The organism is Pseudoalteromonas sp. THAF3, from assembly GCF_009363775.1.
In the GTDB taxonomy this organism is placed as follows: Bacteria; Pseudomonadota; Gammaproteobacteria; order Enterobacterales; family Alteromonadaceae; genus Pseudoalteromonas; species Pseudoalteromonas ruthenica.
Window position 1 is genome coordinate 230,589 of the sequence record NZ_CP045419.1, and the last position, 14,157, is coordinate 244,745.

General features: G+C 45.7%; 11 protein-coding genes. All 11 read right to left on the minus strand.

Annotated elements, in window-relative coordinates:
• Position 1 precedes the first annotated feature (1 nt).
• The 11 genes from FIU82_RS16185 to tssA all read right to left on the minus strand — a co-directional run bounded on the left by FIU82_RS16185 (position 2) and on the right by tssA (position 14,132).
• The gene (locus tag FIU82_RS16185; protein ID WP_053910770.1) at positions 2–1,834 is read right to left on the minus strand and encodes a type VI secretion system Vgr family protein; all 1,833 of its coding nucleotides are present in this window, start codon (positions 1,832–1,834) and stop codon (positions 2–4) included.
• 77 nt (positions 1,835–1,911) lie between these two features.
• The gene (locus FIU82_RS16190) at positions 1,912–2,391 is read right to left on the minus strand and encodes a type VI secretion system tube protein Hcp (protein ID WP_130145546.1); all 480 of its coding nucleotides are present in this window, start codon (positions 2,389–2,391) and stop codon (positions 1,912–1,914) included.
• Positions 2,392–2,662: 271 nt separating this feature from the next.
• Entirely contained in the window at positions 2,663–5,275 is a 2,613-nt protein-coding gene (gene tssH, locus FIU82_RS16195) for a type VI secretion system ATPase TssH (protein ID WP_152441617.1), read from the minus strand.
• A 17-nt stretch (positions 5,276–5,292) separates the two neighbouring features.
• The gene (tssG, locus tag FIU82_RS16200; protein ID WP_052698305.1) at positions 5,293–6,276 is read right to left on the minus strand and encodes a type VI secretion system baseplate subunit TssG; all 984 of its coding nucleotides are present in this window, start codon (positions 6,274–6,276) and stop codon (positions 5,293–5,295) included.
• Complete coding sequence (gene tssF / locus FIU82_RS16205; protein ID WP_022944427.1) at positions 6,273–8,099, minus strand: type VI secretion system baseplate subunit TssF; 1,827 nt, start codon at positions 8,097–8,099, stop codon at positions 6,273–6,275. The genes tssG and tssF overlap by 4 nt, the downstream gene beginning before the upstream one ends.
• Positions 8,096–8,587: a type VI secretion system baseplate subunit TssE gene (gene tssE, locus FIU82_RS16210; RefSeq protein ID WP_022944426.1), complete on the minus strand. Its 492-nt coding sequence runs from the start codon at positions 8,585–8,587 to the stop codon at positions 8,096–8,098. Before tssE ends, tssF begins: the two co-directional genes overlap by 4 nt.
• Before the next feature lie 11 nt (positions 8,588–8,598).
• A complete protein-coding gene (locus FIU82_RS16215) occupies positions 8,599–9,396 on the minus strand; it encodes a type VI secretion system accessory protein TagJ (protein ID WP_022944425.1) in 798 nt (265 codons plus the stop codon).
• A gap of 20 nt (positions 9,397–9,416) precedes the next feature.
• Positions 9,417–10,940 carry a type VI secretion system contractile sheath large subunit gene (gene tssC / locus FIU82_RS16220; RefSeq protein ID WP_152441618.1) on the minus strand — a complete coding sequence of 508 codons (1,524 nt, stop codon included), beginning with the start codon at positions 10,938–10,940 and terminating at the stop codon, positions 9,417–9,419.
• Between the two features lie 45 nt (positions 10,941–10,985).
• The gene (gene tssC / locus FIU82_RS16225; protein WP_045980637.1) at positions 10,986–12,476 is read right to left on the minus strand and encodes a type VI secretion system contractile sheath large subunit; all 1,491 of its coding nucleotides are present in this window, start codon (positions 12,474–12,476) and stop codon (positions 10,986–10,988) included.
• Positions 12,476–12,976 carry a type VI secretion system contractile sheath small subunit gene (tssB, locus tag FIU82_RS16230; RefSeq protein WP_138509746.1) on the minus strand — a complete coding sequence of 167 codons (501 nt, stop codon included), beginning with the start codon at positions 12,974–12,976 and terminating at the stop codon, positions 12,476–12,478. The genes tssC (FIU82_RS16225) and tssB overlap by 1 nt, the downstream gene beginning before the upstream one ends.
• 22 nt (positions 12,977–12,998) lie before the next feature.
• Positions 12,999–14,132, minus strand: coding sequence for a type VI secretion system protein TssA (gene tssA / locus FIU82_RS16235; RefSeq protein WP_152441619.1), 1,134 nt, complete (start codon positions 14,130–14,132; stop codon positions 12,999–13,001).
• Positions 14,133–14,157 lie beyond the last annotated feature (25 nt).

The window sequence follows — 14,157 nt, forward strand, 5'->3', positions numbered from 1 at the left end:
ATTAATTCAACTTAATCACGCCAGCTTTAAGGGCAATTTGACTGCCATTGATCTTGATATTGGTGCCTTTAATATCAATGCTGCCATCACTTTTCATGGTGATAGACGCGCCGCCGGTTTTAATATTAATCTCTTTACCAGCTTCAATATTAAGTGCGTCACCTACTTTCAGGGTGTCGTTTTTACCTATATCTGTACTGCGATCTTTGCCGACTTTGATCGTGTCGTTGTTGGTTATATCACTTAAACGGTCATTGAGTATGGTGTCTTTCTGATCGTTTTTAACATGTAAGTGATGGTCTTTCTCTGCTTGTAAGTAGAGAAGTTCACTGCCTTTTTTATCTTCGAAGCGTATTTCATTAAAGTTATCGGCGCCACCTTCTTTGGTGGACCTTGATTTAATACCGCTTTGGGTTTTATCTGCGGGCAATGCATAAGGAGGCATCAAGTCTGCATTATAGAGCGCTCCGCTGATAATGGGTTGATCAGGATCGCCATTAATAAATTCAACTAAGACTTCTTGTCCAACACGAGGGAAGAAAAACGCACCCCACTTTTTCCCCGCCCAATTTTGAGCTACACGGATCCAGCATGAGCTCTTGGAGTCTTTTTTACCCTCGCGGTCCCAATCAAATTGCACCTTTACGCGGCCATACTTATCGATATGGATTTCATCACCTGGATCACCGGTTACGAGTGCAGTTTGTATACCTTGAACTAAGGGCTTTTGGTAACTGCGGGTAGGGCGATAAACAGTATCTTTAGGTACACAGCTAAAACTGTTCGAGTAGACTAAGCCTTCACTTTGACCAGCACCCGATTGGTTAGGAACATTGGCAGAGGTACGTAATTTTGTAACAACAAACTTTTTACCCTCTAGGCGGGGGTCTTCATGCTTTTTAAACGCAAAGATACCACCGAGCACAAACGAGCGACAATCACTTTTACCGCTACTCAGGTTCATGTCTTTTTGTAATGCTTGAAGTTGAATTGAAGCGAGATCCGAGGCGCGCTTGTTGCACTCTGCCTCCCCGGTGTACTCAAATACCTCGCCGCTACTTTGTGTCGGCAGTTCAGGCTTTTTCTGTTCACCGTCTGGGTATTTGCTCGGCTTTTCAAAGTCATAACCTAAACGTTTATAACTACCCGGAGCCAGAGAGAGGCCACCTTGCCAAGCGCTGATATGAGATTCACTAAGGTGGCCCGAGGAGTGGGCTACGGGTGAATCTGCTACATCAGCATAGACGGTTTCATCATCGGCAAAAACTAAAGTGTGATTGCCTTGTGAGTGCTCAAAATAGAAGTAAATACCTTCTTGCTGGAATAAACGTTGGATAAATTCCAAGTCATTCTCTTGATATTGAACACAGTACTCGTACTTTGGGTAACTCTTTTTAGTTTTATCGCTAAAAGCAACGCCATGTTGACCAAATAAATCAGCGGCAATTTCCGTAACTTTCTTTTGCTGATAGATTCGATAATTTTGGCGATGTTGCATTGTCGCAGCAACAGGCACAATAGTAACCTGATAATCGATGTAATTTTTTTGTTCATCTTTATCAGCTGTGCGTGTGCCCAAGGACACCATTTGACTTACGATACCATGAAAGTGGCGAGCCGCACCGCCGCCTTTAGCATTGCGTAACTCAATAACAGCCGCTTTACCTACTACGGCATCATGGCTTACTTGCGAGCCAATGGTAAACATATTGGCAGAGATAACAAACAGCTCGGACATACTCTCCGCAGCATTAAAGCTAGTGAGATAAAACGCATCCTTGCCAGCCGCTGTGGTGATTTTAATTACATTTTTGTCTTGTGTCGCTTTTTGCATTCCATGCCTCAATTGTTATCCAAAATACAGTAAGCTCCGACGCGTGAGCGCCGAAGCTGAGTTGGGCAACAAATAAATTACATTTGTTGACCTTTAACACCGCTGTAGCCGTATACAAGCGGCGCAGTGATGCTGTTTTTGTCGTCTGTTGGAGTTACAGTCATCATCATTTCTGTGTAGCTGATGGTGATTGTCTCGATAGGACGATCGTTTTGTACAGACACGCTGTAGCTAGAGATCATGGCATCAGTTAGGTCGATTTTCATGATTTCTTCTACTTTGTCGCCTTGCTTAGTGATGTGGAAAGTCGCAGGTTGACCTTTACCAATCGTAGCTTCTTTGAAAAGGTCCGGAGACGCTTTATCTTGAAGTTTAGTGATAGTCACATCGCCTAGGCGAGTCGCGCTTGCTTCACGGTCCATAGCGGTACCAGTGTGAGCTGTAATTTCACGGCTGATGTTCCAGTCTAGAGATAGTACTGTGATCAAATCCTTGAAAGACTCAGCAGTTGTTTCGCCTTTGATTGAACCATACTTAAGGTAAGTATTTGCTTGCATTTCTTATGCTCCTTTTTGCATTTTACTAACATCCATAAATGGATAGGGTACTTCCCGGCGAACCGGAAATTTATAGCTTCGACTTCATTATCTTTTGAACTGCAAGTAAAGGGTGGGTACTGATAAATCCCTTTGTCAGCAAAAAATAATTCCTTCTCTAGTGCATCTTTATATGCGCTGAGTAAATTATATTTAATTGCGATATCTAACACAAGAATATAATTAATAAGAAATTATATTATTCTGATTTTTGCAATTCGATTTGAGGTGGTTAAGCCACCTCAATCACTAACTCATCACCTTCGATAGTCAATGATACTGAATTAATGTCCTTTTTACTGGTCATGCTGTTGAGTAACTCTTCACTCAGTTTCGGCAATATTTCATTTTGTAGAATATTATGAATGTTCCTAGCACCTGAACCAGGCTCATGACAGCGTTGTACGATATAATCTGTAAGCTCTTTTTCGAAGCTAAACCCAGCACCGTAGTTTTTAGCGACGCGTTTTTCGACTTTCGCGAGCTGGATTTTGGCAATGTCGATGAGCATTTCATCAGTCAGAGGTACATAAGGAACAATGTTAATTCTTCCTAAGAAAGCTGGCTTAAACGCTTCTAGCAAATCATCACGTAGCGCCTTTTGCAGTCCTTTGATAGATGGGGCTGTTTCCGGATCGTCGAACAAGTTCATGGTGGTGTCAGTGCCGACGTTTGATGTCATGATGATAATGGTATTTTTAAAATCGATGTCACGGCCTTCACCGTCTTTGATCATCCCTTTATCAAACACTTGATAGAAAATATCCTGTACTCCAGGGTGTGCTTTTTCCATCTCATCAAGTAGTACCACACTGTATGGCTGGCGACGCACCGCCTCGGTCAAAATACCGCCTTCGCCATAGCCAACGTAGCCCGGTGGTGAGCCTAATAGCAATGACACTTTATGCTCTTCTTTGAACTCAGACATATTAATAACGGTGACGTTTTCTTCTGAGCCATATACTTCACTTGCTAGTGTAAGCGCCGTCTCTGTTTTACCTACACCACTTGGGCCGGTAAGCATGAAAATACCATTGGGGCGGTTCTCATCAGCAAGTTGCGCGCGTGATGTTTGAACGGTTTTAGCAATAAGGTCAAGCGCATGATCTTGGCCGACCACACGTTCTTTCATGCTGTCGGCTAAGTTAAGTACCGCATTGATCTCATCTTCATGCATTTTACCGACAGGAATACCTGTCCAATCAGCAATAACTTGGGCAATGAGAGCTTCATCGACCTGCCAGTGAACCATATTTTGCTCATATTCACTCAGGTTGGCCTTAATATCATTGAGCTCAGCAACAAGCGTCTCTTTATCCGCTTGTTCTTGCTGTAGTTCACTGAGAATTTCTCCAACACGGGCTATAGCTTGTTGCTCTTGCTGCCATTGCTCTTTGAGCGGGGCTAACTGTGCTTCGATATCCGTCTTTTGTTGCTCTAATTCGGAAATTTTAGCGCTATGGTCTAAGCCCGCATTCGCTTCGCGCGTCAACATGGCCATTTGATCATCAAGGCGCTGCACTTTGCGGTTTAAGTTTTCCACCGGGCCAGGCGTAGCAGCTTGGCTCATAGCAACGCGAGCACAGGCTGTGTCTAGCAAACCAACGGCTTTATCGGGGAGTTGGCGGCCACTTACATAACGGTGCGATAGATTCACTGCACTTTCCAGTGCTTGTTCTGATATGAAGACGCTATGGTGGCTTTCCATGACGGGTACAAGTCCGCGCAACATGGCGATGGCTTTGCTTGGCTCAGGCTCATCGACTTTGACGACTTGGAAGCGTCGAGTTAGAGCGGCGTCTTTTTCAAAGAATTTCTTATACTCGGCCCATGTTGTTGCCGCAATCGTGCGCAACTCGCCGCGCGCTAACGCGGGCTTCAGCAAGTTGGCGGCATCATTTTGACCTGCCTGACCGCCACTGCCGATCATAGTGTGGGCTTCATCAATAAATAAAATGATGGGCTGCGCCGAGTTTTTCACTTCACTAATTAGTGATTTTAATCGGTTTTCGAACTCACCTTTCATTCCTGCGCCAGCTTGAAGGAGCGCGAGATCCAGCGTATGAATACGCACATTCTTAATTGCTTCTGGCACATCTTGTTCGGCGATGCGAAGCGCAAGCCCTTCCACAACAGCAGTTTTACCCACACCTGCCTCACCAGTCAGAATAGGGTTATTTTGACGGCGACGTGTCAGGATATCGATCATTTGTCGAATTTCGTCATCACGCCCTAGAATAGGGTCAATCTTGCCAGACTTTGCTTGCGCAGTAAGATCAATGGTGAATTGATCTAAGCTTGGCGTCTTACCCGAAGCTTGCGTTGCTGGTTTGTCAGAATTTGATGTAGATGCAGCGAGCTGATTACTTTCATTTGATTGACCGGCCAATTCGGGCCACGCATGGAGTAATTGAGAAGGGTCAATTTTTTCCAGTTGCGGTGCATGGCGCATTGTTAAAGAGCCAAGCGTGTCGTCTTTTACCAGCGTGTAAAGTAAATAAGCGCTGCGTATTTGCGTATCGTTAAACTCGATACTGGTGTTAAGCCAGGTTTGACGCAATAAAGAGATCACATGTGGTGATAAGCTGGGTGCAGACTCATTACCGGTTTTAAAGCTTTCCAATGCTTGGTTTAGCTCGGCCATTAATCTGTCAGCATTAATACTGAAACTCGCCAATATGATACGCACATCATCGAGTTTTTTATCCAGCATGGCATGCAACCAGTGCTCAAGCTCCACGGTAAAGTGGCTGCGACTATGGCACAGCGCAGCCGCTGCTTCTAAGGAGCCTCGACATTCTGGCGAGAGCTTCTCTACGAGTTTATTGAGGGTCATAGATGACATAGGTGTTTTCCTTTTCCTTATTGTCCGCGTAATTGAATACAAACATCACGCGATAGTACCCGTTCCCGAGCGAGGGTTACGCCCCCATGGCCCAAGGCTGAAGACTGTTGTCCCAACCTCATAACAGGTAGGTTTTTTAATTGCGTTTTTACATTAATGTTAGCTTTGACGGCATAGCCTAAATAGCTATGGAGCATATCTTTGAGTAACCCATTTAACGGGCCTTGTGGTAACAGTGCGCGTGCTTTGGCTTTATCTTTACAATGGAAGGTAATATCAATGGCGCTATTTACATCCCATACGGATTTACCGGCCGCGGCTTCAGAGCCAAGGCGAGCAAATTGCCCTTCGGGGTTTTCTCTTGTCCCTAGGCGTGTCTGCTCTGATGACGCTAATGGTCGCCAGGTACCGACAAATTGTTTTACGTCGACATCAAGTTCTAAATAGTGAGTGAGCAAACGCTCTAGCTGTACCGCGCTGCGCACTCGGCGGCTAAATAAACCCGCCATATGCAAACGGTAAGGTGCATTGCCGCCACTGAGGTGACCTAATACGCGAGTAAATGGGTCAAAATGCTCACTATGCGTGGAGTAATTGATTGCTTGGCGATATTTCTCCCAGGCGCGGTAATACAAAGACACTAAGCGATGATTAAACATGTCGTAAAAGTCCACCATTGTGGTGTCTTTTTGCTTAATACGAGAAAGCACCAGTTCACTGTAGTGCTGAGGCAGCGCTCCGCTTGGACCTGTGAGCCCCATAAAAGTCACATCCACTTGATGATACTGTCCGCCTTGTTCGCAAGCGACTGGTTTGACTTTAGCAACAGGGGAGCCGGGAAAGCCTAAGTGCTGTACAGACTTGAACCGCACTAACTCTTGGTTAGGTAAGGCATCAGCTCCTACTTTCTGGCCACGACTTCCAGCACGGTTTTGCAACATAAATACCGCTTGATAGAAGTCAAATTGGCCGGGAGTTTTATATAGGCTATCGATACTCATAACAGCGGCACCTTACCCGAGCGAGGAGGCCAGCTATGATAAATACTGTCTTGATCCTTAAAACGTATCCGCAACTGAGTAAAACTATTAATGGCGGCAAATTGCGCGAAGAAATGATCTAACACCGAAGCAAAGAAGAACATGCCGCTGCCGGAGAAGTCATCCTTTGCAAAGGTCAACGTAATAGCGCTACCACTGGCAAAACACGTACGCCCACCTTGCACAAGCCGCGCCGAGGTCATCTCAATATTAACACCATGGATATTGTCGATAAGCGCTTTCGATTCAGGTGCATTCTTAAAATCATACAGGCGTAACGTTTCTTTTAACTTGCGAAGCGCATCAGGGCCAGAGAAATAGTCCAAAGACAAATGGGACACTAACTGCCACCGTGTAGCATCGCTAAGCTCAGGGCGAACTGCATGCGTGGGAGCAACTAAACAACGGACTTTCTTAATAATATCCGCACGCTCTGGTACGAGCATCTGTGGTTCATCACCGCCGAAAGGCAAATTGGCCGGCAAGTTGCGGTTACTGCACAGTGCTTTTATTGTAACTAGCCAACTTTCATGTTCGCTGTCTGGCTCAAAATGTTCAAACTCTCTATCAACCAAGCTGAAAAAGGTATCGGTGCCTTGCTCGGTAAATCCGCCAGCCCAATATGCAGACTCTCGGCGGATATGCCAAAAAAGTCGATCTTGATCGCGATAAGCCGGGTGAGTTTGCCCATAAAAAGGCGTTACCTGATAACTGTTATCTTTGTGGTCGTAGGCGTTGACTTCACCAACTTGAATCACTTCTGAGATATCCGCGTCCATATAGCGCGGTACCAGTTTGTACTCGTACTGGCTGAGTGATACGCGAACAGGCTCTAGTTCCTGCTCAAACAGGTTAACAATAGGCGTGCAGCCGAGTTGAAAATGTTGCTTACCGAGTTGTTTCTCAAGCTCTTGAGAGCTTTCATCGAAGTAGATGTACAGATTACAGTTTGCTTTATCTTCAGGTAGAAACTGGTTGATATCCTCTAAGTCGAAGAATAGAAACTTCTCAGGGAAAATAAAGTTCTCTGCCAACAGGCGATAGCCAGTCGCTGATTTGTCGCTGTAGGGAATGGTGGCGTGTTGATCGCTAAAACCAACCTCTTGCAGGTGACGCGTTGAGAAGAATTTAGCTTCATGACCCTCAGCCTCAATGGCAAAGCCAATCGCGCTTTTAAAGAGTAATTCATAAATGCTCAAACTATGGTGCCACTGACCATTAATATAAAACCGTAGCTTGTTTAATTCGGTTTCTTTAAGGCCGACCTCTTTGTATTCACCCTGTAGTTCAATTTTTACTACAGACTTGGCAGTGGTAGACCAAATTGGGCGCGGAGCACTAAAAGGGGCGTTATTAAACTGCGCGTCATTAACTTCGACCGGCCATAAATAACTGTCATAGCAGGTGCGAAAGTGACAGGTTTTCATGCCCTCAACATCAGACTCAACATCACTGTCGCGCGGTAGCACCACCCCGGTTGTCGAAAGGTTCTCAGTGGTCATCTTAATGACAGACATTGACGGAATAGGGGCTTGATAATCAGGGTAGAGTTGACCCATCAAGGCGTCAGTTAATTCTGGGAAGCTGTCGTCTAGTTTTTGCCTGATCTGTGCAGTCATAAATGCAAAAGACTCAACCAAGCGCGATACATGCGGGTCTTCAATCTGTTCTTCAGAAAGCTTTAAACGCCCGGCAATCTTTGGATATTTGTCGGCAAAGTCGGCCCCCATATGACGAATATAGGCCAGTTCACGATTATAATACTTTAGTAATTCGTCATTCATAAGCTGGTCTCTTGGACTGTCATTCCCAAATTAATCGGTTCCACTTCTGAGTCAAAACTAATGAGCTCTGGTTCTGGCTCTGCCCAAAGCAGCGCATTGATGCGCAAACGCATGATTCTATCCAGCGGCAAGTCATCTTCTAGGCAGCTCACTTCGACCTCAATAAAGCGAGGTTCGAAGCGTAAAATCGTGTCGCGCACTTTTTGGCACAGTAGCTCCCGGCCTTCGGTGCTGCTAACAGGCATGTTTGAAAAATCAGGCAAGCCGTAGGTCAACACTGAGGTGGCAAGCTCTTCATACTGTCTTGGCCACGTATGCCAATGGATCCGCGCGTTCAGCAACGCTTCTAAGTCTCGGCGCACACTGGCGCGCAGAGCCTTTAGATTAATTGCCATTCCACGGCTAGTGCTCAGCTGATTATCAGGCTCATCATCGATGAGTCTGTCTAGAATAGAAGCTTGTAGCTGATGATCACTGCGAACGCGCATCGTTTATTCCTTTAGGCCGCTTGCTCAGATTGTTGAGCCACCGTGGTGATTTGATTAATAGCCACGGCTTCACCATCAACAAACCACATTTTCAGACCGCGACCTATGTACAGCTCGTCACCTAACTGCTGCCATTCTGTCGCTTGTCCCAAACGCTCGATTTCATTGTTATCACCACCGTAGATAGCAGGAATATGAGCTTCTCCGCTTGGACCATCTTTAATATCAATTTCGACGCGCAACCAAAGATGCTCAACCAGTGACTCGGGTTGTTTAAACTCGATGCTGAGAATTTCTTCACTGCGAGCGAGGTAAAACTCGCCATTGGTGCCGAGCAGTTCGATGTAGTTATTCAGGCTATCATCAAGATCTCTAAAATCAGTACAAGGAGCGTCATTGATCGCTAGGGTAGGGTTGGCACGCTGCTCTTCGAGCTGTTTGGCTAGGCGCTGTGCAGTATCACTATCGCCTTCGTTTAACGCGATACGTAGCTCCAAGAAAATAGCATCTAGGTCATCGTTATCATGAAATAGTTTTGGTGCAGCTTTACCTTGATAGAAGTCTTGACGCGCTTGCTCAGCACGTACTAATTGACGTAAGTTCATAGCGCCAACAGCAAAATCAGGGTTTTTCTGAACCATGTAGTCAAGCTGTTTATCAGCGCGCTCAAGCTCATTGTTAAGGCAAAGCAACTCTATGAATTGGCTGCGTATATCAAAGTTCACGGGATCATCTTTCAACTGTTGCTCACAGTAGCTGATCGCTTCAAGTAGCTTGCCTTGTTGAATGTAATCGAATATTTCCTTCATAGTAATCCTGTCTATTTGCCTTATTCGTAGTGAGTGGGTGAGAGCTCGGTCACTAACTTGATGCTGGACACCATCTGGTCTAGCTGAAAGTGGGGCTGAAGCTGCATCACTGAGTAATAATGTCCAGGTTTGGCCTGGTGTTCCTTAACATTGACCCGGGCGCTCGAAAGCGGGTAACGAGAGCGCACTTCATCAGACGCAGAGTCTGATGCGGTGGTGTAATTATTTATCCACGACTGCAGGTCTCGCTCACATGCTTGTGGAGTCGCATAAGAACCGATTCGGTCACGGCCCATCACCTTGATGTAGTGAGCAAAGCGCGAAACACATAAAATATATTGCATCATCGAGGACAGCTTGGCGTTAATACGCGCAGCAACGCTATCGTAGTTGGCCGGTTGTTGGGCAGATGCATTACTGAAAAACACCAAGTTGCCGCTTTTACTCAGTGGCGAAAGCGGAATAAAGCCGCTATCAGAGAGTGCTTTTTCGGCTCGGTCAGTAATCAGTAAATCAACGGGTGGTTTCGGCTGTTTTTGATACAAGTCCGTTTCAAATGGGCTCTGTGCTAGGTTCGTTACAACTCCCTGGTTAGTTTGACCAGGCTGCATTCCACGAATTTGTCCGAACCAACCTGAATTGCAAAACGCACGAATGAGCGTTGCTGCAAACGGGTAAGCGGCATTGCCCCAGAGATTATCTTCATCGGGGTTATTAATGACCTCACGAAATTTGAATCCCTCACTACGCTGACCATCTTCAACATAAGGGGCACGCATTAGCACGCGAGGCACGGCTATCCCTAAAAACCGAGCATCTTCCATATTACGCAGCTTTCGCCACTTAATATATTCGATTTGCTCGAACTGGGAGCTCAAGTCAACGTGAAAGCCGAGTTCGGAAAAGTTATCAACGCCAAACATATTTGCTTCTGCAGAGGTAATGAAGGGCGAGAAAGCAGCCGCGCACGTGCGCACAATTTCTTGCAAGGTATCGATATCGTTACCAGCAACGCCAGGTCGTGGCTTATGAGAAATACGATAATCTCCGATGATGACACCAAAAGGTTCACCGCCTGGATTATCATACTCGTTGGAATAAATTTGTTTAAAAAAGTCGCTTTGGTCGAAATCAATGGCTTTGCTGACATCTTTGGTCAGCGTTTGCCAACTACAATTCAGTAGCTTGATTTTGACTTTACCATCTTTGTCGTATTGCTCAGCCTCTTCTGTGAGGTATTTAACATTACGCCAACTGGACTCGAGCGATTGAAACTTGGGGTGATGAAGGATGATATTGAGCTGCTTTTGTAACAGCTCATCAATCAGTGCGATAGTGCGACTTAAATAAGCCCCCACTTTTTCATTGCTGCGTTGCAACGGAGCATCAGGGGCGTTTTCAAGCCACAAAAGCAGTGCATGAGTTGCATCTTTTTGGCGCACGAAGCGCTCCATAAAGACATCATTTGGCAGGCGTCGAGAAGCAGATTCCTGCTGCTGCTCGAACACATCCTGACTAACAAATGAAAACTCACCAGCACTCATTCACATCATCCTTTGCAAAAATACTGAGTTTATAAAGAGGAGGGCTTAGCCCACCTCTGGAATTTTTGCTACCAAACGTAAAGAGGTGGTTAGCTCTTCCATTTGTAGCCATGGCTTGAGCCATGCCACAGCATTATAAGAACCTGGTGCACCAGGAATTTCCTTAACACTTACTTTTGCATCAGCAAGTGGGTAACGAGCACGAATTTCCTGACCGCCCCCTTCTGAAGCATTGACATAGCTCAGGATCCAACGGTTTAACCACATTTCCACATCTTCTGCTTCCATGAAGCTACCAATCTTGTCGCGCGCCATTACTTTGAGGTAATGGGCAAAACGTGAGGTTGCCATCATATAAGGTAAGCGAGCAGAAATTGCCGCATTGGCGGTTGCGTCTGGGTTATCGTAAACCTTTGGTTTTTGACAAGTTTGACCACCAAAGAACACTGCATAGTCAGTGTTTTTATAGTGACACAGTGGCAAGAAGCCTAACTTACTTAGCTCAGCTTCACGACGGTCGGTAATACCGATTTCTGTCGGACACTTGAGATCTGGGTCGCCGTCATCGCTGGTGAAAATATGCGTAGGAAGGCCTTCAACTTTACCGCCACCTTCAGCACCACGAATAGCAGTACAGAAGCCGTATTTTGAGAAGGCCTGAGTCATATTCGTTGCCATTGCATACGCAGCATTGGTCCAGCAATAATTATCATGCTCAGTATTACCAGAGCGAGAAGTCGACGGATCGACGTCAAATTCTTCGTAGCCAAACTCTTCAACTGGTTTAGTCGATTCGCCATAAGGTAGACGCGCTAGCACACGAGGCATGGTAAGCGTCACAAAGCGTGAGTCATCACTGTCACGGAATGAGCGCCACTTGGTGTATTCTAGCGATTCAAATACTTTCTCAAGGTCGCGTGGTTTGCTTAATTCTGTCCATGAGTCAAAACCAAACAGTGAAGGTGACGACGCTGAAATAAATGGACAGAAGCCTGCAGCAGAGACGTTTGACATCAAGCTTAAAGTTTCAATGTCTTCTGGGTGGTTAGTAAACTCGTAGTCACCTACGATAGCACCATAGGGCTCACCACCTGGGGTACCAAATTCAGACTCGTAAATTTTCTTGAAGGTTTGCGACTGGTCAAATTCAACAGCTTTAGAGAGATCTTTATGCAGCTCTTTCTTCTTCAAGCTCATAACACGAATTTTGAGAGTGGCATTGGTCTCTGAGTTGCTCACTAAGTGATGCAAACCACGCCAAGAGCCTTCAAGCTTTTGAAACTCTTCATTGTGCATAATGGCCGATAACTGCTTAGAAATCGCTTCATCAATAACTTTAATTGCTTCATTAAAGGTGACAGTCAGGTTTTTATTCCACTGTACTGTGCCTTTTAGCGCTTCTTCAGTTAAGGTTTTGATAAGCTCCTGAGCGCGTGAGCTTTCAGTTTGCTTGGTAGCGCCAATTGCCTGCTCTAGCAGTGAAAAGCTTTGCTCTTCTACGCCTTCCTGTTGTTGTTCTTGAACGTCCGTGCTCATTATTCTTTCTCCTCAACGTCTAACTCTTTGGCTAGCTTATCCAAGCTTTGAGTGTTGCTCAGTACGTCTTCTAGGATGTTTTCTAATTCCTCTGAGCGGTCAACCTTGGTCATTAAATCACGTAACTTATTACGCGTGTCCATAAGGTTACGCAGCGGGTCAACTTGGTTCACAATGGCTGCGGGTTCAAAGTCAGACAGCGATTTAAACTCTAGATCAACACCAATTTCGGAGCCATCATCGGCCAAAGTGTTATCAACTTTAAGATTCAACGTTGGGCTCATGCGCTTCAACACATCATTAAAGTTGTCGCGGTCAATTTGGATAAAACGGCGATCTTTTAATGGCTTTAGTGCCTCTTTATTGTGGCCGGAAAAATCACCGACAACACCAACAACAAAAGGGAGCTCTTTTTTGACCACTGCACCTTCAGTTTCGACATCATAGGTAATGTGGACGCGAGGCTTCCTTACTCTTTTCAACTTATCATGGATACTCATCGAGAACTCCTTTCAGATTATTCTAGGTTTCGCTATCTTCGACTTTGATGCCTGACAACTTGAAGTAACCTGTGCGTGCATCATTGTCAGATATCAGTTCGTTAAGTAGTTCCGGCAGTGTTAATTCACTCCAGCGGATTACTTGCTCTATGGTGTAAGACATGGGCGAATGAGGCTCTGTCTTACGAAAAAAATCGGATATTTTTTGTAGCTGTTTTATGGCGTCTTGGCGTGAATTAATGCTCGCCTGAATAACGTCTTTGCTGCCGCCAGAAGTGCTCTGTTCTTCGCTATCGGCTGCGTCGCCATCGCTTGCTTGCTCATCATCAGCCGGTTTATCGACAGCATTTGCGGCTTCGATACGATCTCCAGCCAGGTGCTTGATAGCAGCTCTACATTGTTCGAGAGTCTTAGTGATGTAGCTGGTAGGTTGGGGCGAACCTACTTTCTCGTCCATGGCCTCACTTAGGTGCGTGAAAGCCTGTAAACAGTCATCAATCTCTTTATCAAGAGCAACAAAGTACTCGGTTGGAGTTTCTTTGACGGCGGTCGTGATTTGCTCTAGCGATACCGCACCTTCTTCAACTCGGCGCTCTCGCTTTTCTTCATCTAGACGCTCTAAATCAACAGCACGCTCATATTCCCATAACGAGAATGGACCTTGAGATACTCCTTCGGTCATGGCGATGCTCTTTAATGGGATGATAAGTGCGCCTTCACTGTCGATACCATTGAGACCGACAATCGGTGCTACACGTTCTTCAATGTCATCTTCATCAGGGGTGGGGTAGAGGGTATCCCAATATAATTCGATCAGCTGCGCGGCAAGTTCAAAGCCATGACTTAAACCGGCAAAACCATGTAAGCGACAAAGCCCTTCTATGTACCAAGCGACTAGCTCTAAGTCCTTACACTGTTGTGAAAGGACGTCTGGGATTTGTTCAAGTAAGGGTCGCCAATCTCGCGCAACAGCAATAATACTTTCATCGTCAATGAGGGCATTGCGCTCATCCGCGCGCAGCGTGTTACGTAAGTCTTTTAACGTGTAGTACGTCGACGTCGGCGATACATCCTCACGCGGGTCTACCCCGGTCGGCTGCTCGTCGCTGATAGCGTTAACAAGTGGTGATAAATCGAAAAGATCGGTCCCTGACATATACGCTCAAAATCCCTTGATTGCT